Source organism: Stenotrophomonas acidaminiphila (genome assembly GCF_014109845.1).
GTDB lineage: Bacteria > Pseudomonadota > Gammaproteobacteria > Xanthomonadales > Xanthomonadaceae > Stenotrophomonas > Stenotrophomonas acidaminiphila.
This window is the reverse complement of the sequence record NZ_CP043567.1, coordinates 1,321,783-1,345,191: the sequence shown is the minus strand read 5'-3', so window position 1 is coordinate 1,345,191 and position 23,409 is coordinate 1,321,783. Positions and strand designations below refer to the sequence as shown.

Annotated in this window: 15 protein-coding genes; 8 read left to right on the top strand and 7 right to left on the bottom strand. The window is 70.6% G+C overall.

Annotated features, from left to right (window positions below):
* Positions 1-26: 26 nt before the first annotated feature.
* The 6 genes from F0P95_RS06135 to F0P95_RS06110 all read right to left on the bottom strand — a co-directional run bounded on the left by F0P95_RS06135 (position 27) and on the right by F0P95_RS06110 (position 9,909).
* The gene (locus tag F0P95_RS06135; protein ID WP_182336079.1) at positions 27-3,458 is read right to left on the bottom strand and encodes an SbcC/MukB-like Walker B domain-containing protein; all 3,432 of its coding nucleotides are present in this window, start codon (positions 3,456-3,458) and stop codon (positions 27-29) included.
* The gene (locus F0P95_RS06130) at positions 3,445-4,071 is read right to left on the bottom strand and encodes a DUF4194 domain-containing protein (RefSeq protein ID WP_182336078.1); all 627 of its coding nucleotides are present in this window, start codon (positions 4,069-4,071) and stop codon (positions 3,445-3,447) included. Before F0P95_RS06130 ends, F0P95_RS06135 begins: the two co-directional genes overlap by 14 nt.
* Positions 4,068-5,528 carry a Wadjet anti-phage system protein JetA family protein gene (locus tag F0P95_RS06125; RefSeq protein WP_232528845.1) on the bottom strand — a complete coding sequence of 487 codons (1,461 nt, stop codon included), beginning with the start codon at positions 5,526-5,528 and terminating at the stop codon, positions 4,068-4,070. The genes F0P95_RS06130 and F0P95_RS06125 overlap by 4 nt, the downstream gene beginning before the upstream one ends.
* Before the next feature lie 149 nt (positions 5,529-5,677).
* Complete coding sequence (locus F0P95_RS06120; protein ID WP_182336076.1) at positions 5,678-8,293, bottom strand: TonB-dependent receptor plug domain-containing protein; 2,616 nt, start codon at positions 8,291-8,293, stop codon at positions 5,678-5,680.
* Positions 8,294-8,352: 59 nt separating this feature from the next.
* Entirely contained in the window at positions 8,353-9,273 is a 921-nt protein-coding gene (locus tag F0P95_RS06115) for a helix-turn-helix transcriptional regulator (RefSeq protein WP_182336075.1), read from the bottom strand.
* A gap of 261 nt (positions 9,274-9,534) precedes the next feature.
* Entirely contained in the window at positions 9,535-9,909 is a 375-nt protein-coding gene (locus tag F0P95_RS06110) for a hypothetical protein (protein ID WP_182336074.1), read from the bottom strand.
* A 434-nt stretch (positions 9,910-10,343) separates the two neighbouring features.
* Between F0P95_RS06110 and F0P95_RS06105 the strand changes: the two genes are divergently transcribed.
* Both F0P95_RS06105 and chrA read left to right on the top strand, forming a co-directional pair.
* Positions 10,344-12,554 (top strand): winged helix-turn-helix domain-containing protein, encoded by a 2,211-nt coding sequence (locus F0P95_RS06105; RefSeq protein WP_182336073.1) that lies wholly within the window; start codon positions 10,344-10,346, stop codon positions 12,552-12,554.
* Positions 12,555-12,783: 229 nt separating this feature from the next.
* Entirely contained in the window at positions 12,784-13,980 is a 1,197-nt protein-coding gene (gene chrA, locus F0P95_RS06100) for a chromate efflux transporter (protein WP_182336072.1), read from the top strand.
* A 63-nt stretch (positions 13,981-14,043) separates the two neighbouring features.
* Here the strand turns inward: chrA and glmS are convergent, their stop codons facing one another.
* Positions 14,044-15,876 carry a glutamine--fructose-6-phosphate transaminase (isomerizing) gene (glmS, locus tag F0P95_RS06095; protein ID WP_182336071.1) on the bottom strand — a complete coding sequence of 611 codons (1,833 nt, stop codon included), beginning with the start codon at positions 15,874-15,876 and terminating at the stop codon, positions 14,044-14,046.
* Between the two features lie 217 nt (positions 15,877-16,093).
* On the opposite strand from glmS, the gene F0P95_RS06090 reads away from it, so the two are divergent.
* From F0P95_RS06090 to F0P95_RS06065, 6 genes are all read left to right on the top strand, one after another.
* Positions 16,094-17,362 (top strand): efflux RND transporter periplasmic adaptor subunit, encoded by a 1,269-nt coding sequence (locus tag F0P95_RS06090; protein WP_182336070.1) that lies wholly within the window; start codon positions 16,094-16,096, stop codon positions 17,360-17,362.
* Positions 17,363-17,408: 46 nt separating this feature from the next.
* The gene (locus tag F0P95_RS06085; protein WP_054662030.1) at positions 17,409-18,131 is read left to right on the top strand and encodes an ABC transporter ATP-binding protein; all 723 of its coding nucleotides are present in this window, start codon (positions 17,409-17,411) and stop codon (positions 18,129-18,131) included.
* Between the two features lie 18 nt (positions 18,132-18,149).
* The gene (locus F0P95_RS06080) at positions 18,150-19,472 is read left to right on the top strand and encodes an ABC transporter permease (protein WP_182336834.1); all 1,323 of its coding nucleotides are present in this window, start codon (positions 18,150-18,152) and stop codon (positions 19,470-19,472) included.
* 8 nt (positions 19,473-19,480) lie between these two features.
* Positions 19,481-20,698, top strand: a complete 1,218-nt coding sequence (locus F0P95_RS06075; RefSeq protein ID WP_182336069.1) for an ABC transporter permease — start codon at positions 19,481-19,483, stop codon at positions 20,696-20,698.
* Between the two features lie 20 nt (positions 20,699-20,718).
* Complete coding sequence (locus tag F0P95_RS06070) at positions 20,719-22,023, top strand: ABC transporter permease (RefSeq protein ID WP_182336068.1); 1,305 nt, start codon at positions 20,719-20,721, stop codon at positions 22,021-22,023.
* Positions 22,024-22,117: 94 nt separating this feature from the next.
* On the top strand, positions 22,118-23,341 hold the full coding sequence (locus tag F0P95_RS06065) for an ABC transporter permease (RefSeq protein WP_182336067.1): 1,224 nt from the start codon (positions 22,118-22,120) through the stop codon (positions 23,339-23,341).
* The last annotated feature ends 68 nt before the right edge of the window (positions 23,342-23,409 follow it).

Here is a 23,409-nt window from a genome sequence, read left to right as displayed (position 1 = left end):
GCGTCAGCCGCGGCCCGGCGCCGGGGTCATGACGTCGCCTGCTCGCGCTCGATGCGCTCGGTCTCCGCCGCCAGCAGTTCCGGGTGCAGGTCGAACTGGTCGGACAGCAGCAGGGTACGTGCGGCCTCGGTGACCTCGATGCGTTCGGCCTGCAGCAGGTCGCCGTCGCGGAACAGTTCGATGTAGCTGTCCAGCACGCCGGACAGCGTGCCCTGGGCGGTATCCGGTGCCGCCAGCACCAGCTGCAGGCCCAGCGAGCGCAGGTAATTGGTGGTGGCGCGTGCGTTCTGCGCGTCGATCTTGTCGCCGAACTCGTCGAGTAGGATCAGCCCCAACCCGCCCGGCTGCGCCTCGCTCTTGCCGTAGGCCGCGGCCAGCGCGGCACCGGCGATCACATACAGCGGCGCGCGGTGTTCGCCACCGGAGCCCGAGCGCATGCGTTCGCTGAGGCTGCCGATCACCCGGTCCTCCTGGCGGATCTGCACCTCGAAGCGGAAGAAGCGGCGGTAGTCGTCCAGCGGCGAATTGGCCACGTGGGTGGCGGCCTTGTCCTCGACCAGCGCGCGGAACGCCTCGGGCACCTGGCCGGCGCTCTCGAACAGCGTGTCCTCGCCACCGATGTCGGCGGCACGCTGGATGAAGCGGTGCAGGTCGCGGAACTCCGGCACCACCTCGTAATGGAACTGGTAGCGCTCGTTGTTGGAGAACGCCGGGCTGGCACGCAGGGTGCGGTTGAGCTTGGCGATCTGGGTCCTGAGCCGGGTGAAGTTGTCGTACAGGGTGGACGCCACGCCGGTGCGGAAGGTGTCCACCGCGGTGGCATAGGCCTGGCGCGCCTCTTCCTCGTACTGCACCAGCTCGGTGTCGCGCAGCTGGGTGAGTTCGCGCTGCAGCACGATGCGCGCCGGGCGCCAGGCGCTGGCGTCGAAATCCAGTTCCAGCCCATGGTCGCGGGCGTACTGCGCCAGTCCGCTCCAGGCCTCCGGCAGCAACCGCGCCAGCTGCGCGTCGCTGTCCCTGGCGCGCTCTTCGCAGCGGCGTGCGCGTTCTTCCAGCGACGGGTGCTTTTCGTCCAGTTCCTCGCGCTGGCGCTCGACCCGGTTGGGGTCGACGTCCGGATCGGCGAAGGCTTCCACCGCGCGCCGCGCGACCAGCTCTTCCTGCTGGCGCAGGCCCTCGAGCAGGCCATGGGTGCGTTCGAGATTGGCCGCCGCCACGGCCTCCTGGCCGACCAGCGCGTCGGCGCGCTGCTCGCAGCCGGCGAGCTGGGCATTCAGGTCGCGCAGCTGTTCGGACAGGCGCAGCAGGTCCGGGTCCAGCGCCGCCAGGCGGCTTTCCTGCGCACTGCGGTAACGCTCGGCCACCTGGCGATGCTCGAGCACGCGCTCGTGCAGCGCCTGGGCGACGGCGTCGGCATCGGCCAGCCGTGCCAGGCCGCGCTGGCAGTCGTCGGCCCGGCGCAGGCGCGGTTCGATCTGGCGCAGCGCCTGTTCGGCCTTCTCGATTTCCTCGTGCAGCACCCGCAGCCGTGCGCGGTTGTCGGACGCGCCGATGCGCAGGTCGCCCGCGACCGGCAGGCGCAGGCGTTCGATGCTGCCGCCGCGCGCGAGCAGGCCGTCGCGGGTCAGGCCCTGGCGGCTGCGCACCAGTTCGGCCTCGGTCTCCACGCAGCGCAGCTCGCCGAGCTGGCGGCGCAGGAATGCCAATGCGTCGGCATTGACGCCTTCCAGCAGCGCGGCGACGCTGCCGCTCTCCGGCTCGTCGGCGCCACGCGACCTGCGTGCATGGCTGGACAGCGCCAGCTTGACGCCATACACCGAGCGCCCGCCGGACAGGCCGCGGTACAGCTTGACCGCGCGTTCCTCGTCCTTGTCCGGGATCAGCAGCGCCTCGACGTTGCTGCGCAGGTACCCCTCGATGGCGTGCTGCCAGGTCGCGTCGGTGACCCGCACCAGGTCGCACACCGGGCGCGCGTCGATGCCGGCATCGCGCAGGTAGCTCATCAACCGCACGGTATCCGGGTTCAGCTCGGCCTGGCCGGCAGCCAGCCGCTTCTGGTTCTGGCGCGCGGTTTCCAGCGCGTCGCGCGCCTTGTCGTGCGCGGCATGCAGCTGGCGCGCATGGCGGTCGACACGCTCGCGCAGCGGCGCGGCCGCGTGCAGCGCCTGGCGGGCGCGCGCGAACAGGTCTTGCGGAGCCCAGGGCAGCGCGTCCTCGGCGGCCAGCGCCGACAGTTCGGCGTGCCAGACATCCCACGCTTCGCGCGCGGCGGCCAGCGCGGTGCTGTCGACGTCGTCGAGCGCGAGCGCATCGAGCTGGCGGAACTGCTCGCGCACGAAGCCGACTTCGCGCGCCAGGTCCTTCTTCAGCTGGGCAAGGCGGTCGCGGTCGCGGCCGGCCAGTTCGTCCAGCTGCGCCTGCTCGCCGTAGCCGGTACTGCCCTGCAGGCGTGCGTTGGCGCGGGCCTGTTCCTCGCGCAGGGTGTCGCGTTCGACACGGGTATCGGCAAGGCGGCGGCGGGTGTCGGCCAGCGTGTTCTCCGCGGCGGCGAGCGCGCCTTCGGCCTGGTCCAGTTGCTCGCTGTACAGGTCGCGGGCGTACTCGGCGGCCAGTGCGCGCGCCGAGGCGGCGCGGGTGGCCTGCGCGGCGATCTTCTCGTACTGGCGCTCGGCGCCTTCGGCGGCGTCGATGCGCTGGCGGACCTGCTCGATCTTCTCCTTGATCTGGCGGAAGCTGTCCAGCAGCGCGCGGAAGCGGGCGATGTCGGTAGGCCGGTCCTCGGCCACCAGGGTGCGCACGAACAGGTCCACGTCCTCGACGCGCTGCAGGTTCAGTGCGTTGAGGAAGGCCTTGCGGTAGGCATTGAGGTCGGGGTTGGCCGCCGGACTGGCGCGCAGGCGCAGCAGCAGGTCGCGCAGGAAGCGCTCGGCATTGGGATGCAGCTGCGGCGTTTCGCCCACGTCCTTGCAGCGGCGGGCGATGTGCTCGCGGAAGGTGTTCCAGGCCAACGGCAGTTCCTTGCCCTTGACCTGCTCCAGGTGTTCGTCCAGCTCCAGCGCCACCCCGGGCAGCAGGTACAGCCCGTGCGTGCGGTGTTCGGGTTCATCGACCGAGGCGCCGAGCGCGATGCCGGCGGTCAGCGGCACGCCGGTCTCGGTGTCGCGGAACACCAGCGAGATGTAGGTGGTGGCGGTGCGCCGCTTGCGCCCTTCCTCGCCGCTGCGGAACACGCCCAGGCAGTAGTCGCGGATGGTGCGCGCGCGGTGGCTGCCGCCGGCCTGCGCGTTGAAGCGGATGCGGCTGCGGTCGCCGCCCAGCAGGACGATCTGCAGGGCGTCGAGCAGCGCGCTCTTGCCGGCGCCGTTGGGCGCGATGATGGCGCTGGTCGCGTCCAGCTGCAGGCTCTGCGCCTCGAACAGGAAGAACTGGACCAGGTGGATGCGTTCAAGCTGCTGCATCGTCGTCCTCCACGCCCGCCTCGCCCGCCTCGTCGCGGTTGTGCTGGTCCAGGCGCTGCAGCCATTGCTCGCCGACGATCTCGACGATGGCCGGGCGCACGCGCAGGTGGAACGGTTGCGGGTCGTCGCCTTCGGACTCCACCAGCCGGCACACGCCCCAGCGCCTGAGCGTGCGCGCCAGCGCGCGCAGCGCGCCCACGTCCGGCATCGCGCGGCCGGTCAGCGCCTGCCAGCTTTCCTGCAGGTCCGGCAGTTCCACCACCACTTCGCCGTGGTCCTCGATCAGGCCCTGGCGCATGGCCTCGTCGTAGCGCTGGCGCAGCACCAGCAGGGCCAGGGTTTCGTCCAGCGTCACCGGCGCGCCTTCGCCATGGGCCGGCAGCGCCACCACGTAGCGGTAGTGGGCGTTGCGCTCCAGGCGGATGCCCAACGGCTCCAGCGCGGCGACGAAATCGGGGTAATGGTCTTCCACCAGGTGGTAGGCCACGCGCGAACGCGTGTCGGCGGCGTACAGCACCTGCTCGGTGGCCAGGCGGTAGGCGGCGCGCTCGAAGTCCTGCACGGCGTAGGTGCCGTTGGACATCTGGCTCAGGGTGTTCCAGCTGCGTTTCATGCGGTTTCCGGGAGTTTTGCGCCGACCCGCAGGATGCGGAAGCGCGGGCCGCGCAGGTAATCGTTGTCGTCGCCATCGCCGGCATCGAGCAGCTCGACGCGGAAGCCGCGCAGCAGCCGGCCGAGCGGATCCTCGCGGCGCAGGCCGCCGCTGCGGTTGCCGCGCAGGGCGAGCGTGAGCAGGGTCTGGTAGGCGCGCAGGTCCTCGATGCCGGCGATGTCCAGCCGTGCCGAGTCGATCGCCGCGCCCTGCTGCAGGTGGCGGCCGACGTAGCGCGCCATGTCCTCGGCGTTGACCAGGCGCGCGCGCTTCATCCGCCGCAGCAGCGACAGCCGCGCCAGCTGCTCGGGGGTGGGCGGCGTGGTGGCGTTGGCGCTGCGCGGGATCGGCGCCGGCTTGCGGTGCGGCGGGCGCAGGCGCGCCTCGTCCATCAGCGGACCCGGCGCCACCGGCAGCCGCAGCGCGTCCTCCGGGGCCGACAGCACGCCGCGGCAGGCGCGGCGCAGCAGCACGTCGAGCCGGTCCGGTGCGCGCAGGCGATAGTCGAGGAATGCCAGCGCGCGGCGGTTGGCCTGGCGGATGTCCTCGTCCAGGCGGGCCAGGTATTCGTCGATGCGTTCGAGCTCGCGCAGCCGCCCCAGGCTGCGCGACAGCCGCTGCTGGGCGCGCGCGGCGTCGCCGCCGGTCACGTGCTCGCCGTACCAGGCCACCAGCGCTTCGCGCTGCGCGCCGGACTCGAGCTGCTGCACCATCGCCAGGATCGAGCTGCGCCGCGCCATCGGATGGTCGGCGCGGTGCAGCTCGGCGTAGTCGCCGATGAACAGCTGGCCGACGTAGCGCTCGAACCACTGGCGGGCGAACTGCGCGGTGGTCTCGGCCTTGCTCAGTTCCGGCATCAGGTCGCGTACCTGCAGGCTCATCGAGGCCAGCGACACCAGCAGGCGCCGCGCCTGGTCGGCGGCCTCGTCGAGGATGCCGCCATCCAGGCGGCCTTCGGCGACCTGCTGCAGCTGCAGCTCCACCGATCGCATCTTGGCCGAGACGAAGGTCGGGCCATGCTCGCTGAACTCCACCAGGGTGGACAGCAGCTGCGCCACCATCGGCGGCATGGTCACCATCTCGCGTGCGCCGATGCGCTCCTGGCGCAGCCAGCCGGCGGCGCGGAAGCGGTCATGGATGGCGCCGGCACGCATGTTCAGCGGCGCGTCCGGGGCCTGGCCGTCCTCGTCTTCCCACGGGTCGTCGGTGAGCAGGTAGCGCTCGATCGCGGCGGTGATCTCGCGGCGCGGAAAGCCGTGGCTGGGCGGCACCGGCGCGTCCGGGCCGAAGAACTCGTCGAACATCCGGCACAGCAGCGACCAGTAGTTCTGGCGGTTGGCCGAGGCCAGCGGGCCGAAGATGCCGGCGGGTACGACCGAGAACAGCGGCGGGGTGGTCGTGGCGGTGGTGGTGGTCAAAACGTCGGGGTCCTGCAGCTTCCTGCCGTGCGGCGGCGATTGTGGCATATCGCCGCCGCCGGCGGCCCCCGGGGCGGGGGCTTGCCGGGGCCGCAACGACGACGGGCGCCACAGGGGCGCCCGTCGCGGGAAACGGCCCGGGCGGCGGCTCAGAACTTCTGCGTGTAGCGCAGGTAGAGGATGCGGCCGTAGGCGTTGTACAGGTTGAAGTTCCAGGGCCGGCCGTCGGTTTCGACCAGCTGCGGGTAGCGGTTGCCCACGTTGTTGGCGCCCAGGGTGATGCCGGCGTTCCACGGCGCCTTGTAGGTCAGCGCCAGGTCATGGGTGACATAGCTGCCCACGTGCGTGCCCGGGTCGCCGGCCAGGAAGCCGAAGGTCGGCTTGACCCCGGGGTTGCGCTGGTCGCCGATGTAGTTGACGTTCCAGTTGACGCTCCAGTCCCCGTGGCTCCAGATGTTGCGCAGGCTGCCCCGCATCTGCGGGGCGGCCGCCCAGCCCAGCCGGTCCTTGACCGTGGTGCCGTCGGTCACCTTGAACTCCAGCACGCGCGCCACCTGCAGCCAGCTCTCCAACCGGCCCCAGCCGCCGCCGTCGAAGCGGCCGCGCAGGTTCAGGTCCAGGCCGCGGGTGCTGAGGTCGCCCTCGTTGGCATAGGCGGTGGTGATCTCGCGGATGGAGCCGTTGGCGCGGCGCTCCACCGCGGTCCCGGCCGGCAGCGGCAGCCCATGGTTGTCGAATTCGACCAGCTCCTGGTACTCGATCCGGCGGATACGGTCGTCGATCCTGATGTGGTAGTAGTCCAGGGTCAGGTTCAACCAGTCCAGCGGATCCCAGGCCAGGCCCAGGCTGTACTGGCGGGAATGCTCGGATTCGAGCGCGGGGTTGCCGCTGGACCAGGTATCGACCTGGTAGCTGACATCCTTGCTGACCGGGCCATCGGCGATGCCGTCGTTGTTGGCGTCGCCGCCGCACTCGGCGGACGAATAGCCCACCGCCAGGCAGCTGCGGTAGTCCTGCACGTGCTCGGCCGAGAACGAGCGCTTGGCATGGATGTTGTTCAGATTGGGCGCGCGGAAGCCCTTGCCGGCCGAGCCGCGCAGGGTCAGGTTGGCCAGCGGCTGCCAGCGCAGCGAAAGCTTGGGCGACAGGTCGCCGCCGTAGTCGCTGTAGCGGTCGTAGCGGGCGGCCAGGGTGAAATCGAACCCGTCCATCACCGGCAGCAGCCATTCGGCGAAGGCCGCCTGCACGCGGCGGCTGCCGGCGGCCGAGTTGCCGGACGAGCCGGCCACGGCACCGGCTTCGGACAGCGAATCGTAGGTGTCGGCGTAATCCTCGCTGCGCGACTCCAGGCCGAACGCCACCGCCGAGCGCCCGCCGGCCATGTCGAACAGGTCCAGGCTGGCGTTGGCATAGAGCTCGTCGATGACGAACTTGCCCTCGCGGCTGGTGGTGGTGGTGAAGCCCTTGATGACCTCGTCCGGGTTGCCGAACGGATCGCGCAGGTTGTAGCGGCCGTCGGCCGCGGCCGCCTCGGCCAGGGCGGTGACGATGTAGCCGCGTCCCTGGTCGCGCATGCGGGCGTCGCTGCGGCGCACGCCGGCATCGATGCTGAGCCGGTCGTTGACCTGCCAGTCCATGCCGACGTTGAGGTCGAGCACGGTGTTGTCGATGTAATTGTCGCGGTTGCCGGCCGCCGCATAGCGGTGATAGATGAAGGCGCCCAGGCCGTCGCCGGGCACCGGGTCGTTGGGCGAGTTCTCCGCCACGTAGAGCACGCCGGGCGTCGGTGCGTAGCGGCCGAAGCTGCTGGCGTGGCTGTAGCTGGCGGTGGAGTACAGCGACACCGCGTCGTTGACCTGCAGGGTGCCACGCGCGAACAGCGCCTTGTTCTTGACCGAGGCCTCGTTGGCGGCCACCGCGTTGTAGTCGTAGACGCAGTTGTCCCGGTTCATCCAGAAGTTCGGATCGTTGCAGGCATAGCCCGGCAGCGCACCACCGGCATCGCCCTCCTCGCCCGGGCTGGTCGCGCTCTCGAAGTAGAAGTTGTTGCCATAGGGCGAGCTGCCGCGCGTGCCGCCGCCGAGCTGGTCGCGGGTGAACACGATGCCGCGCGCGTTGTAGGACGCACCGAACATCAGGTTGCCGCGCTCGCCGGAGGTGCCGAACAGGATCGACCCTTCCTCGGTGTCGCCGCCGGCCACGTCGGGCGAACCCCTGCCGATGCGCAGTTCGGCACCATCGAAATCCTTGCGCAGGATGATGTTGACCACGCCGCCGATGGCATCCGAGCCGTACAGCGCGGAGGCACCATCGGACAGGACTTCGATGCGCTCCACCGCCGCCATCGGGATGGTGTTGAGGTCGGCGTTGCTGCCCAGCGACGGGGCGTACGGCGCGCGGCGGCCGTCGACCAGCACCAGGGTGCGGTCGGAGCCGATGCCGCGCAGGTTGACGTCGGACACGCCCTGGGCGCTGCTGCCCGAGCGCGGGCTGAAGTTGCCGAACGAAGCGAAGGTGGTGTCGCGCAGGACGTCGGCCACCGAGACATGGCCACTGGCGTCGATCGCGGCGCGGTCGATCACGGTGACCGGCACCGCGCCCTCGACGTCGGCGCGCTTGATGCGCGAGCCGGTGACCTCGATCCGGTCCAGGCTGCGCACGTCCGGCTGCGACTGCGCCAGGGAAGCGAACGGGACCAGTGCGGCGGCGATTCCCAGCGGGAGCACGGCCAGCCGGACGGCCGGCTTGGAACAGCGATGTTTCACGGATTTCTCTCCTGGTGATGTTAGTGAGGCGTTAACGCCACACGACGTTAATGAGCCGCTCACGCCACTGCGCCGCATGCCCTGTCCATTGGGTTTGCAGGGTCTGTCGACAGCGGCTGCGCGCCACTGCGGTACAGCGACGGCGACACGCCGAAATGGGTGCGGAACGCACGCGAGAAGCTGCAGTTGTTCTCGAAGCCGCTGGCCGCGCCGACCTCGGTGATGGACAGCGGCGTGTCGCGGATCAGGCGCGCGCTGCTGGCCAGCCGCAGCCGCACCGACGTGGCCTGTGGGCACTCGCCGTAGACCGCACGGAAGGTCTTGGTGAAGTACCAGACCGACATGCTGCTGAGTTCGGCCAGCTCGCCGATCCTGACCACCCGGTGGGTATGCCCTTCGATGTACTGCAGCGCGCGCTGCATGCGTGCATAGACCTGGCGCCGGTGCGACAGCGAACGCCCCGGGCAACGCGCGATCAGCGCCTGCTGGCCCTGCTGCAGCCCGGCCAGCGCGCGCAGCAGCCGCTCCACCTGCCAGCGGTCGGCAAGCGTGGCCTGCATGCCCCGGGCCGGCCGCCCCAGCACCGCGCGCCAGCGGCGCGCCAGCAACCGCCGCGCCAGCGCCGGTGCGGTGCCACGGCCCGGGAACAGCGCCAGCTGCGGCGAGCGCAGCAGTTGCATCTGCAACGCGGCCGGCACCACCAGTCCGACGGCGATGGTGCGCTCGCCGGCGTGCAGCAGCGGGTGGGCGCCACGGTCGAAGTGGATCCACTGGCCGGCGTCGAGCCGGAATGTCCCGGCGCGCGCGACGATGTCCAGGCCCCCCCTGAGCACCAGCCAGAACGACGCCTCGGCGCCGCCGAGCGCCAGGCTGGCGCCGCGTGCGAGCGTCGCCAGCAACGGCACGTCGGCATCGCCTCCACGCTCCAGTTCCCGCGTATCACCGCGGTCGAGCCACATCACCTGCACTTGCACCTGCATGACCACTCCTTTGTCGGAACTGGCCATCTGTTTGCGCGTTCGCGCCCTGAAATGCCGGAAATGTGGCCGAAATCTTTCCGAAATCCGGGGGTTTCGGTGGCAGCACGGCGGGCAGTGCGTCCGCACGGCGGACAGGCGGACACCGCGGACACCCGCACCGGCGCTGGATCGACACCGCTTCCGGCGTCCGCGGCGGACACACGAACGCGCAGGCCCGCACCAGGACGGTGCGGGCCTGCGCCTGCGGCAAGCGATGCGGGATCAGTTGCGCCGGCGCGCGTGGCGCTTGTACTCGGCCTCGTCGATCGCACGCATCCCGCGCACCGGACAGCGGCCGGACCTGGAAGTCACCACGCTGCCTTCGGTGCAGACCACGTTCTCGCGGCCATCGGTGGCGATCACGATGTTCGAGCTTTTCATGATCGCATCGCAGTAACCGCCGAAATCGAGGCGGAGATGCTTGCCGTCATCGGCGATGACCATGCCCTCGCCGCCCGCACGCGCGGCCTTGTGCTGGCCGGACAGGGTGACGCAGGACGGGGGCGCGGCATTGCCGCTCCTGCCAGCCGCCACGGCGTCCGCGGGCAGCATGGCGGTGGCGGCCAGGCCCAGGACGATCATCAGATATCGGTACATGGTGCTTTCCTTCTTCATGCCGTGCCCGGCATGGGCACGGATGCAAGGCTAGACAGCGCGCACCGCCGCCGAATCTGCTTTAAGTCGCGATGACCAAGGGCCGGGGATGACGCCAAGGCATGCAAACAGTGCGGCCGCGGACGCACCTGGCGGCGGGCGAAGGCATCGCCTGGCTGAACGCATGTGCCCGACCTGACCAAAGGCACATGCCGCTGTGCCGGTGGCGACAGCATCCTCGGGCCGTGATGGAACCGGCGCCACGGCGCGGCATCGCATCGGACGGACGCGGAACGCGTGCCGCGCATGTGCGGCGCGCGCCATCTCCATGATCAGGGCGGGGCATGCTGGCCAAGCCTGCACGCGGGCAGACCGGCAGAATGGAAGAGCAGGCAGTGAGTGGCGTAGGTGATACCGGCAACGCGGCGCGAGCGCGGATGCCCGCGCGTGCGATCCTGCGCGTGGGTGACCACGACATCGACCTGGACCGCCGCAACGTGGTCTCGCGCATCGACGGCGGATCGCGGCGGGTGACGCGCAAATCGCTGCAGGTGTTGCGGGTACTCGTGGATGAGGCAGGCAACGTGGTGAGCCGCGAAACGCTGCTGGCGCGCGTATGGCCGGACACGCTGCCCACCGACGACGTGCTGACCCAGGCCATCGCCCTGCTGCGCAAGGCGTTCGGCGATGATCGCGGCGCCCCGCGCTACATCGAGACCATCGCCAGGGGCGGCTACCGCCTGCTGGCGGCGCATGCCTGGCTGGCGGCTCCGGCCGCGGTCGCCGACCCGGCACCCGACGTCGTCCCGGATACCCCTGTAGCCGCCGCGGCGGACCCCGCGCCGGCAGCACCTGCCACCGTCCGGCGCGCATGGCGGCGATGGTGGCCGCTGGCCGCGGCAGTCGCCCTGCTGGCGGTGGCGCTGGCGCTGCTGCTGCCTGCACGATTCGCACGCAACGGCGTACCTGCGGCCGCGGCGGCGGGCCCCGCGCGCGAGGCATCGCTGCAGTACCGCGCCATCGTTTCCTCGCCCGAGCAGGAAACCGCGCCGCGGCTGTCGCCGGACGGCACGCAACTGGTGTTCGCACGCCAGGACCCGCCCGCTGGCGGGCAACGCCTGTACCTCCAGCGCACGTCGCAGGCCAGCGCGCAGCCGTTCACCTTCCCCGCCGGCGGGGAACAGGACAGCCTGCCGGCATGGTCGCGCGATGGCCGCCAGATCGCGTTCGTGCGCAGGTCCGGCCACGGCTGCCACTTCATGCTGGCCGCGGCCGACGGCGGCAACGCACGCGTGGCAGGCCCCTGCGCGGGGCGCGACACGCAGCCGTTCGACTGGACACCCGATGGCAGCGCGCTGGTGGCCGGCGGCATGCGCGCGGACAACGGCAGCGCCCTGCACCGGCTCGACCTGGCCAGCGCACGCTGGCACGCGCTGGCCTACGACGTCGACCGCGATGCCATCGATTCGCTGCCACGCCACTCGCCCGATGGCCGCTGGCTCGGCTTCCGGCGCGGCACCACGCTGGGCGACCTGTGGCTCATGCCCGCGGCCGGCGGCACGCCACGCCGCGTCACCTCGCTGCGCGGCGACATCCGCGGCTGGGCCTGGCTGCCCGACAGCAGCGGCATCGTCTTCAGCCTGGTCAAGGAAGAAGTCCGGCTGTTCCGCGTCGACCTGGCCGGCGGCGCGCCGGTGCCGTTGCCGGTACTGGCCGGCGGCAACCCGACCTACCCCGACATCGCCGCCGGGCATTGGTCGATGGTGTTCGAGATCGACCGCCTGCGCAGCGGCATGTTCCGCTTCCGCACCGATGGCAGCGGCGGCGGCGAGCCGGTGTTCGCGTCCAGCGGCGTGGACCTCACCCCCGGCATCTCGGCCGACGGCAGTACCCTGGCCTTCGTTTCCGACCGCAGCCTGCATGCGCAGCTGTGGATCGGCCAGCCGGCGCATCCGCAGACGCTGCGCGCGGTCGCCGGCCTGGTGCCGGTACCGCGCCATCCGCCGGTATGGTCCGGCGACGGCCGCAGGCTGCTGGTGATCGGCCGCGGCGACGGCGGCGACCGCCTGTTCGAGGTCGAGGTCGGCAGCGACACGGTGAAGCCGTTGCCGGTACCGGCACCGTCGCCGGCCTTCGCTGCCTACACCGACCGCGCCGATCGCCTGCTGGTGGGCACCGACGCCGGCCAGGGCCGCCTGCAGCTCATGCTCTATTCGCTGCCGGACTGGCGCCGCATCGCATCGCTGGACGACGTGGCCGTCGCCCGCCATGACCCGGTCGGGCGCCGGCTCTGCTTCACCCGGCCGGCCCGGACCGGCCTGTGGTGCACCGACCTGCAGCTGCAGTCGGTCGTCCAGTACGACACCCGCCTCCCGGACGCGGCCCATTACCGCGAGTGGAGCATCGTCGCCGGAACGCCGTACTACACCGGGCCGACCGATGGCTGCAGGACCGCCTGGCTGCCGCTCGGCGGCAACCGTGCAGCAGCGGGCAGTCCGCGGCGCTGCCTGATCGCCACACAGGCCACGCTGCCCGGTTCCAGCAGCATCGATGGCGAGGGTCGCTGGTTCTACGCGTCGTTGTCGCTGGAGCACAACATCGACGTCGGCTGGACCTCGCTGCAGGCGTGGGCCACGACCGCACGCTAGCGGCATGCGACCGCCGCCCGGGAGCCGGGCGGACCGGCCGGTGGACGCGGGCCGGTCGGCGGACACGCCTGTCACCTGCCTGCGCTAAGGTCGGGCACCGCCTTGCCACCGCGTCCCGCCATGCCCGCCATCGGTTCCGCCGCCGCCACCTGCCGGTCCCCGTCGCATCGCCGCCGCACCGGCGGCACGGCGGCGTCGCCGCGGAACCGCCATGGCGCCTGAGGCCGGTATGCCAGCCGCCGATGCCCGCGAAAGCGCCTGGGGCGTGTTCCTGGTGTTCCTGCGCCTGGGCCTGACCGCATTCGGCGGGCCGGTCGCGCACCTGGGGTACTTCCACGCCGAATTCGTGACCCGACGGCGCTGGCTGGACCCGCGCGGCTACGCCGACCTCGTCGCGCTGTGCCAGTTCCTGCCGGGGCCGGCCAGCAGCCAGGTGGGCATGGCGCTGGGCCTGTCGCGGTGCGGGTACCGGGGCGCATTCGCTGCCTGGGCCGGCTTCACCCTGCCGTCGGCCATCGCCCTGATCGTGCTCGCGCGGTTCGTGGCCGGATATCCGGGGGTGATTCCGTCCGGCGTACTGCACGGGCTCAAGATCGTGGCGGTCGCGGTGGTGGCGCAGGCGGTCTGGAACATGGGCCGGAACCTGTACGCCGGCGTTGCATGGGCGGCGCTCGTGCTGGCGGCGGCCGCGATCGCCCTGCGCGTCCCTTCGGCCTGGGTGCAGCCGGGCCTGATCGCCGCTGCCGCGCTGGCCGGGGTGCTGCTGTTCAAGCCGACACCGGCGCGCGGATCCGGCGCGTGGACGATCCCCGTGGGGCGCCGCGCCGGTGCGCTGTGGCTGGCGCTGTTCTTCGTCCTGCTGGGGGCATTGCCACTGCTCGCCGCGCTGCTGCCCGGCCAGGCCGTCGCCGAGGCCAGCGCGTTCTTCCGCGCCGGCGCACTGGTGTTCGGCGGTGGCCACGTGGTGCTGCCGCTGCTGCAGACGGCGGTGGTGGCGCCAGGCTGGGTCGACAACGACGCCTTCCTCGCCGGCTACGGCGCGGCCCAGGCGATGCCCGGGCCGCTGTTCGCGTTCGCGGCCTTCCTCGGCGCGTCCATGCAGGCGCCACCGTCGGGCTGGAGCGGCGGCGCGCTGTGCCTGCTGGCGATCTTCGCCCCGTCCTTCCTGCTGGTCGCAGGCGCGCTGCCGTTCTGGAACCGGCTGCGCGGCAACGCACGCATGCGCGCCGCGCTGAGCGGCATCAACGCGGCGGTGGTCGGCCTGCTGCTGGCCGCGCTCTACGACCCGGTGTGGACCGGCGCCATCCATGCGCCGCGGGATATCGCGCTGGCGCTGGCCGCCCTCGCCGCACTGGCATGGTGGAAGCTGCCGCCGTGGCTGGTGGTGACCGGCTGCGGCGTCGCGGGCGCGATGCTGGGCCTGTAACCGCCTGGTGGCCGCAGGCGGGGTCCCGCCGCGGCCACCGCGTCGCCGGGCACCCGGCCGCGCTTATTCCACGGTGACGCTCTTGGCCAGGTTGCGCGGCTTGTCCACGTCGGTCCCGCGCGCCAGGGCGGTGTGGTAGGCCAGCAGCTGCACCGGGATGGTGTGCACCACCGGGCTGAGCACGCCGGCATTGCGCGGGGTGCGGATCACGTGCACGCCATCGGAGGCGGTGAAGTTGCTGTCCTGGTCGGCGAACACGAACAGTTCGCCGCCGCGCGCGCGCACTTCCTGCATGTTGGATTTCACTTTCTCCAGCAGGCTGTCGTTGGGGGCGATCACCACCACCGGCATCTCCGCGTCCACCAGTGCCAGCGGCCCGTGCTTGAGCTCGCCGGCCGGGTACGCCTCGGCATGGATGTAGGAGATTTCCTTGAGCTTGAGCGCGCCTTCCAGCGCGATCGGGTAGTGCAGGCCGCGACCGAGGAACAGCGCGTTGGCCTTGCCGGCGAAGCGCTCGGCCCAGGCGACGATCTGCGGCTCCAGGTTCAGTACGTGCTGCACGCTGCCCGGCAGGTGCCGCAACTGCTCCAGGTAGTCGGCTTCCTGTGCGGCGTCGACCCGGCCGTGCAGCCGGCCCAGCACCACCGCCAGCTGGAACAGCGCCGCCAGCTGGGTGGTGAAGGCCTTGGTCGAGGCCACGCCGATCTCGGCACCGGCACGGGTATAGCAGACCAGTTCGCTGGCGCGCGGGATCGCGCTCTCGGGCACGTTGCAGATCGACAGCGTGTGCAGATGCCCCAGCGACTTGGCGTACTTCAGCGCCTCCATCGTGTCCAGGGTTTCGCCGGACTGGGAAATCGTGACCACCAGGTGCTTCGGGTTGGCGTAGGCGGCGCGGTAGCGGTACTCGCTGGCGATCTCCACGCTGCACGGCAACCCGGCGATGGCCTCGATCCAGTAGCGCGCGGTCAGCCCGGCGTAATAACTGGTGCCGCAGGCGAGGATCTGCACGCCCTCGATCCCGGCCAGCACCGTTCCGGCGTTGCGGCCGAACAGCGTGGCGGGGAAACCGCCGGCGTCGATCGCCGCCTCGATGGTGTCGCCCAGCGCGCGCGGCTGCTCGTGGATTTCCTTCTGCATGAAGTGGCGGTAGGGGCCCAGCTCCAGCGATGCCAGCGACACGTCGGACAGGTGCTCCTCGCGCCGCACCGGCATGTCGTCGGGACCGAACACGCGCACCCCGGTGCGGGTCAGCTCGGCGGTGTCGCCCTCTTCCAGGAACATCACCCGGCGGGTCGCCTGGAGCACCGCCGACACGTCCGAAGCGACGAAGTTCTCGCCCTCGCCCAGGCCCACCAGCAACGGGCAGCCCATGCGCGCGACCACCATCCGCTCCGGCTCCTTGCGGCTGATCACCGCCAGCGCATAGGCCCCGGTCAACTCCTTCACCGCCCGCTGCAGGGCGCCCAGCAGGTCGTCGTGGTCGGCCTGCAGGTGGTGGTGGATCAGGTGCGCGATGACCTCGGTATCGGTCTGCGACTCGAACGTGTAGCCCAGTGCGCGCAGGCGCTCGCGCTGGGCCTCGTGGTTCTCGATGATGCCGTTGTGCACCAGCGCCACGCCGTGGCTGATGTGCGGGTGGGCGTTGGATTCGGTGACGCCGCCATGGGTGGCCCAGCGGGTGTGGCCGATGCCCAGCGTCGCGCTGAAGCCTTCGGCCGCGGCCGCGCTTTCCATCTCGGCCACGCGGCCGGTCCGGCGCACGCGGCGGATATCACGATCATTGAGCACGGCGATGCCGGAGGAATCGTAGCCCCGGTATTCCAGCCGCTTCAGTCCTTCGATCAGTACCGGTACCACATCGCGATCCGCGATCGCTCCCACAATGCCGCACATAGTCCACCCGCCTGGAATCACAGGCGGACATTCTAGGTCAGCCGCTTCGGACATCCACGGGACAACTGCCGGACACGCGGCCGCGGACACTGTCCGCGCCGGTGTCCGCGGACACCCGGACACCACATCGTGCGGAAATTAACCTTTGTTTTTCATACACATGGGTGTTGGCACGGGACCTGCTTAATGGATACCAACTCTTCCAGCGAAGCCGACGATGATCCGCGACACCTCCGCACAGGACCAGACAATCTCCCAGCGCTCCCAGCCGCAGTGGCGCCGCTGGCTGTGGCCGGCCGTGGCCACGGTCGTGGTGCTGGCGGGCATCGGCTTCGTCGCCAAGGGCTGGCTGGGCGGCTCGCGCTCGTTCGATGGCGCGCGCCTGCGCATCGCCACCGTCGGCCGCGGCGACCTGGTACGCGACATCGCCGCCGACGGCCGCGTGATCGCCGCCAACAGCCCGGTGCTGTACGCGATCTCCGCCGGCACCGTGACCCTGAAGGTGGTGGCCGGCGACGTGGTCAAGCAGGGCCAGGAGCTGGCGGTGATCGACAGCCCGGAACTGCGCAGCAAGCTGGCGCAGGAACAGGCCACCCTGGCCGGCCTGGAAGCCGAGGCCGGGCGCGCCGCGCTCGACGCCACCCTGGCCCGCGCCACCGCCAGCAAGGTCACCGACCAGGCCGCCATCGACCGCCAGGCCGCCGCCCGCGACCTGGAGCGCTACCAGCGCGGCTTCGACGGCGGCGCGGTGCCGCAGGTCAACCTGGCCAAGGCGCAGGACGACCTGAAGAAGGCCGAGATCACCCTGCAGCACGCGCGCAGCGATGCCGCGCTGCAGAGCCAGGGCGCGGATCTGGACGCGCGCAACAAGCGCCTGCTCGCCAACCGCCAGCAGGCGGTGGTGGACGAAGTGCAGCGCCAGGTCGACGCGCTCACCCTGCGCGCGCCGTTCGACGGCCAGGTCGGCCAGGTGCAGGCCACCCAGCACACCCAGGTCGCGACCAACGCGCCGATCCTGGGCGTGGTCGACCTGTCGCGCTTCGAGATCGAGATCAAGGTGCCCGAGAGCTTCGCCCGCGACCTGGCGATCGGCATGCCGGCCCAGCTCACCAGCGGCTCCGGCCAGCCGTTCCCGGGCGAGATCTCCGCGGTCTCGCCGGAAGTGGTCAACGGCGAGGTCGTGGCCCGCATCCGCTTCTCCGACAAGCAGCCCGAAGGCCTGCGCCAGAGCCAGCGCATGAGCGCGCGCATCCTGCTCGACACCCGCAAGAACGTGGTCAAGGTCGAGCGCGGCCCGTTCGTCGAGCAGTCCGGCGGCCGCTACGCCTGGGTGGTCAACGGCAGCACCGCCAGCCGCCGCCCCGTGCAGTTCGGCGTCAGCAGCCTGGGCGAGGTCGAAATCGTCTCCGGCCTGCAGCCGGGCGAGAAGGTCGTCGTTTCCGGTACCGACCTGTTCGGCGACGCCGAACGCGTTTCCATCAACTGATTCCCCCGCCCTTTCACGCATTCCCTTCCCAGCGCAGGAACTTCCCATGCTCCAGATGCAATCCGTCTCCAAGGTCTTCCGCACCGAACAGGTCGAAACCCACGCGTTGCGCTCGCTCGATCTGCACGTGCGCGAAGGCGAGTTCGTCGCCGTCACCGGCCCGTCCGGCTCGGGCAAGACCACCTTCCTCAACATCGCCGGCCTGCTGGAGACCTTCACCAGCGGCAAGTACCTGCTCGACGGTCAGGACGTCAGCCACCTGGGCGACGACGCCCGCTCGCGCCTGCGCAACCAGAAGATCGGCTTCATCTTCCAGGGCTTCAACCTGATCCCCGACCTGAACCTGTTCGACAACGTCGACGTGCCGCTGCGCTACCGCGGCATGCCGTCGGCCGAGCGCCGCGAGCGGATCGAGAAAGCGCTGAGCAGCGTCGGCCTGGGCTCGCGCATGAAGCACTACCCGGCCGAACTGTCCGGCGGCCAGCAGCAGCGCGCCGCCATCGCCCGCGCCCTGGCCGGCAGCCCGCGCCTGCTGCTGGCCGACGAACCGACCGGCAACCTCGACACGCAGATGGCACGCGGCGTCATGGAGCTGCTGGAGGAGATCAACAGCCAGGGCACCACCATCGTCATGGTGACCCACGATCCGGAACTGGCCGCGCGCGCGCAGCGCAACGTGCATATCGTCGACGGCCAGGCCACCGACCTGCTGCGCGAACCGTCGCTGGGCCGCGCCGTGTCCGCGGTCGAAACGGCCATCCAGGACTGAGGCACGGACATGCTGTCGCTGCTCCCCTACTACCTCGGACAGGGCCTGCGCAGCCTTCGCCGCACGCCGGTGCTCACCGGGCTGATGGTGCTGTCCATCGCCATGGGCATCGGCGCGGCGATGACGACCCTGACCGTGCGGCACCTGCTTTCCGGTGATCCGCTGCCCGGGCGCAGCCAGCACATCTACTACCCGCAGATCGATGCGACGCCCAGCGAGGAACCGCGTCCCAACCCGCTGGACATGCTCGACTACACCACGGCCGTGGACCTGTGGCGCGCCGCCAGGGCCGACCGCCAGGCACTGGTGGTGGACAGTCCGGTCAAGCTGCAGGCACCGGACAGCGGCGAGCCGGCGAGCATGGCGACCATGCTTTCCACCACCGCCGATTTCTTCCCGATGTTCCAGGTGCCGATGGCCTGGGGCAGCGGCTGGTCGGCCGAGGACGACGAACGCCGCGCGCGCGTGGCGGTGATCTCCTGGGACCTCAACCAGCACCTGTTCGGCGGCACCGACAGCACCGGGAAGATGCTGCGCATCCGTGGCAGCGACGTGCGCATCGTCGGCGTGCTCGCACCGTGGCGGCCGTCGCCGCAGTTCTACACGGTGGCCGGCGGCCGCTTCGCCCAGGGCGACACCGCGTCGTACTACGCCAAGCCCGAGGACGTGATGGTGCCGTTCTTCACCGGCCTGCAGCTCAACGCCGGCAACTTCCGCCAGTTCACCTGCTGGGCGCTGCCCGAGCGTCCGGGCCACCTGGAGAACTCGCCCTGCGTGTGGCTGCAGCTGTGGGTGCAGCTGGACGACAGCGCCAAGGTCGCCGGCTACCGCCGGTTCATGGACGGCTACGTGCGCCAGCAGCACCAGCTGGGCCGCATCCGCCAGATCGACAACGTGCGCCTGCCGAGCCTGATGCAGTGGCTGGACTACAACGGCGCGGTGCCGCGCGATGCGCGCCTGCAGTCGTGGCTGGCGCTGGCCTTCCTCGGCATCTGCCTGTTCAACACCGTCGGCCTGCTGCTGGCCAAGTTCCTGCGCCGCAGCGGCGAGATCGGCGTGCTGCGCGCGCTGGGCGCCACCCGCGGCATGGTGTTCATGCAGTGCCTGGTCGAAGCGGCGCTGATCGGCCTGGCCGGCGGCCTGGCCGGGCTGGGCCTGACCCTGCTGGGGCTGTGGAACGTGCGCCAGCAACCGCTGGAGTACGCCGACATGGTGCACCTGGACCTGCCGATGCTGGCCCTCACCTTCGCCCTGGCCGTGGCCGCCACGCTGCTTGCCGGCGTGCTGCCGGCGCTGCGCGCCAGCCGGATCGATCCCGCCCTGCAGGTCAAGTCGCTGTGAGCATGAGCATGGACATCAAACCCATCCTGGCGACCCTGACCCGGCACCGCGTCTCGGCGCTGCTGATCACGCTCGAGATCGCCCTGGCCTGCGCGGTGCTGTGCAACGCCCTGTTCATGGCGGTGTCGCGCATCGACCTGATCGGCCTGGACAGCGGCGTGGACGAAGCATCGCTGGCCACGCTGTCGCTGAACGACTGCGAAGGCTGCAACCCCGCCGATATCAACGGCCGCTGGCTCGACCTGCTGCGCCGCCAGCCGGGCGTGCAGGCCGCCGGCGTGGTCAACAGCCTGCCGTTCGCGCAGCGCGCCGGCGCCGCCGGCGTCACCCTGGACCCGGAAGGCAAGCGCTTCGGCGGCGTGCCGCACTTCTACACCTTCGACCCCGGCGCGATCCAGGCGCTGGGGCTGGTGCCGGTACAGGGCCGTGCCTTCACCGCCGCCGACTACCAGCCGGTCGAGAACTTCCTGCCGGCCAACGCGCAGGTGTGGATCACCCGCGATTTCGCCGAACACCTGTGGCCCGGCGAGAATCCGCTCGGCCGCGAGTTCTGGATGAGCACCTTCCACCTGACCGTGGCCGGCATCGTCGACCACTTCGCGGTGCCCAATCCCGGCCGCAGCGAAGGCGGCGTCGCCGCGGCGCAGTGGTCGGTGATCGTGCCGGTGGCCACCGATGCGCAGAGCGGCACCTACGTGGTGCGTGCCGATCCGCGCGACCTGCCCGGGATCGTGCAGGCCGCGGTGGCCGCCGCGCCGACCCTGGTGCCCGAAGCCATCCTCAACCGCGAGTACAGCGCCACCCTGGCCGAACTGCGCCACCGCTATTTCACCCAGGACCGCGCCATGACCCGGCTGCTGCTGGGCGTGTGCGTGGCGATGCTGCTGGTGACCGCGCTGGGCATCGTCGGCCTGGCCAGCTTCTGGGTGCAGCAGCGCACCCGGCAGATCGGCATCCGCCGCGCGCTCGGCGCCACCCGGCGCCAGGTGGTGGCCTATTTCCAGACCGAGAACCTGCTGCTGAGCTGCGCCGGCATCGTGCTGGGCATGCTGCTGGCCTATGCCGGCAACCAGGTGCTGATGCACTACTTCGAGACCGCGCGGCTGCCGCTGCTGTACCTGCCGCTCGGCGCCATTGCCCTGTTCGCGCTCGGCCAGGCCGCCGTCATCGGCCCGGCACTGCGCGCCGCCACCGTTCCGCCCATCGTCGCCACCCGCGGTCAGTGACCGCCCGCAAGGACCCGTCCATGTTCGCCTACTACTTCAAACTGGCGCTGCGCAGCTTCCGTCGCAACAAGGTGCTCACCGCGTTGATGGTGCTGGCCATCGCGCTCGGCATCGGCGCGGCGATGACCACCCTGACCGTGTTCAAGGTGCTGTCCGGCGACCCCATCCCGCACAAGAGCGAGCGCCTGTTCTATGTGCAGCTCGATCCCTACACCAAGGAAGGCTACAAGCCGGGCGAAGAGCCGGAGCAGCAGCTGACCCGCTTCGATGCCGAGGAACTGCTGCGGCAGAAGAAGGCCACGCGGCAGGCGATGATGACCGGCGGCGACGGCATCGTCGATCCACGCGTGGATGCGCTCAAGCCGTTCAGCGTGGGCGCGCGCTTCACCTCGGCCGACTTCTTCCCGATGTTCGACACGCCGTTCCTGTACGGGCAGGGCTGGAGCGGCGCCGAGGACAACGGCCACGCCCGGGTGGCGGTGATCAGCCGCAACCTCAACGAGAAGCTGTTCAAGGGCGGGAACAGCGTCGGCCGCGAGGTGCTGTTCGAAGGCCATCCGCTGCGCATCGTCGGCGTGCTCGACACCTGGTCGCCGCAGCCGCTGTTCTACGACGTGTTCGTCGGCAAGTACGACCGCAAGGAAGAAGTGCTGCTGCCGTTCTCCACCTCGCGCGACCTGAAGCTGGACCGCAGCGGCAACATGAACTGCTTCGGCCGCGAGATCGTCAACGACGCCACCGCGCTGAACGTGCCCTGCGCCTGGATCCAGTACTGGGTGGAACTGGACTCGGCCGGCGATGCCGGCACGTTCAAGACCTACCTGGACAACTACTCCGACCAGCAGCGCGCCGCCGGCCGCTTCGAGCGCCCGGCCAATACCCGCCTGCGCAACGTGATGCAGTGGATGGACTACCGCGGCGTGGTGCCCGGCGACGTGCGCCTGCAGATGTGGCTGGCGTTCGGCTTCCTGCTGGTGTGCCTGGTCAACACCGTGGGCCTGCTGCTGGCCAAGTTCCTGCGCCGCAGCGGCGAGATCGGCGTGCGCCGGGCGCTCGGCGCCAGCCGCGGGGAAATCTTCAAGCAGTGCCTGGTCGAAGCCGGCACCGTCGGCCTGGCCGGCGGCCTGCTCGGCCTGCTGTTCGCGCTCGCCGGACTGTGGGCGGTGCGGCAGCGCCCGGCCGAGTACGCGTCGCTGGCGCACCTGGACGGCTCGATGCTGCTGCTGACCTTCGCCATGGCCATCTTCGCCAGCCTGCTGGCCGGCATCCTGCCGGCATGGCGGGCGATGCAGGTGACCCCGGCGCTGCAGCTCAAGAGCCAATAAGGCTGGAACGACTGGAGGGGTGGCGAGCAGGTCCGACCGGCTCTCCGCCCGCTTCCCACCCCTCGTTTTTTTTCTTCCGCTTCCGGAGAACCCCATGGAAATCCGCCCCATTCTCTCCACGCTGGCGCGCCACAAGATGGCGGCTGCGCTGATCGTGCTGGAGATCGCGCTGAGCTGCGCCATCATCTGCAACGCACTGTTCATCGTCACCCAGCGCCTGGAGACGCTGAACCTGGCCAGTGGCATGGATGATGACCGTCTGGTCGAGGTCGCCCTGAGCGGCATCGGCCAGCAGACCGACGCCGATGCCCGTACCGCCGAGGACCTGGCGTCGCTGCGTGCCGTCGCCGGCGTGGAGCGCGTGGCCATCTCCAACCAGCTGCCATTCCAGAACGGCAGCTGGAACACCTCGCTCTCGCTCAGCGCCGAGCAGGAAGTCCCCACCCTCAACGCCACCCAGTACATGTTCGGGGAAGGCACGCTGGCGACCATGGGGCTGAAGCTGCTCGCCGGCCGCGACTTCAACGCCGACGAGTACAAGAGCAACGACGAGCTGAGCAAGATCGAGGACGTCAGCACCCTGTCCTCGGCCATCATCCTGAGCAAGGCCGCCGCCGACAAGATGTTCCCGGAAGGCGACGCGATCGGGAAAACCGTGTACATGGCCAACATCCCGCTGACCATCGTCGGCGTGGTCGACACCCTGCTGCGGCCGAACATGATGGGTGGCAACCGCACGTTCTCGGTGATCTTCCCGATCCGCATGAACTTCTCCAACGGCGGCCGCTACCTGATCCGGGTCAGCGACCCGGCACGCCGCGCCGAGGTGCTCGAACAGGCGCTGGCCGCGCTGGACAGGAACGATCCCAACCGCCTGGTCTGGCGCAAGCAGACCTACGAAGAGGGCCGCGCCAAGTACTTCGCCAACGACCGCGACATGATCGGCCTGCTGCTGATCGTCAGCGCCCTGCTGCTGCTGGTGACCGCACTGGGCATCGTCGGCCTGGCCAGCTTCTGGGTACAGCAGCGCACCAAGCAGATCGGCATCCGCCGCGCGCTCGGTGCGACCAAGGGCCAGATCCTGCGCTACTTCCAGACCGAAAATTTCCTGCTCGCCACGATCGGCATCATCGTCGGCATGCTGCTGGCCTACCTGCTGAACCAGTGGCTGATGGGGCGCTACGAACTGCCGCGCCTGCCGCTGCTGTACCTGCCGGTCGGCGCCGCCGCGCTGTGGCTGCTGGGCCAGCTGGCCGTGTTCGGCCCGGCACGCCGCGCCGCGGCGATTCCGCCGGCCGTCGCCACCCGCAGCACCTGATCACGGACGTCCCTGCCCGCACGGGCAGGGGACGGACGCATCAGGAGCGCACCCACGGCACGTCCAGA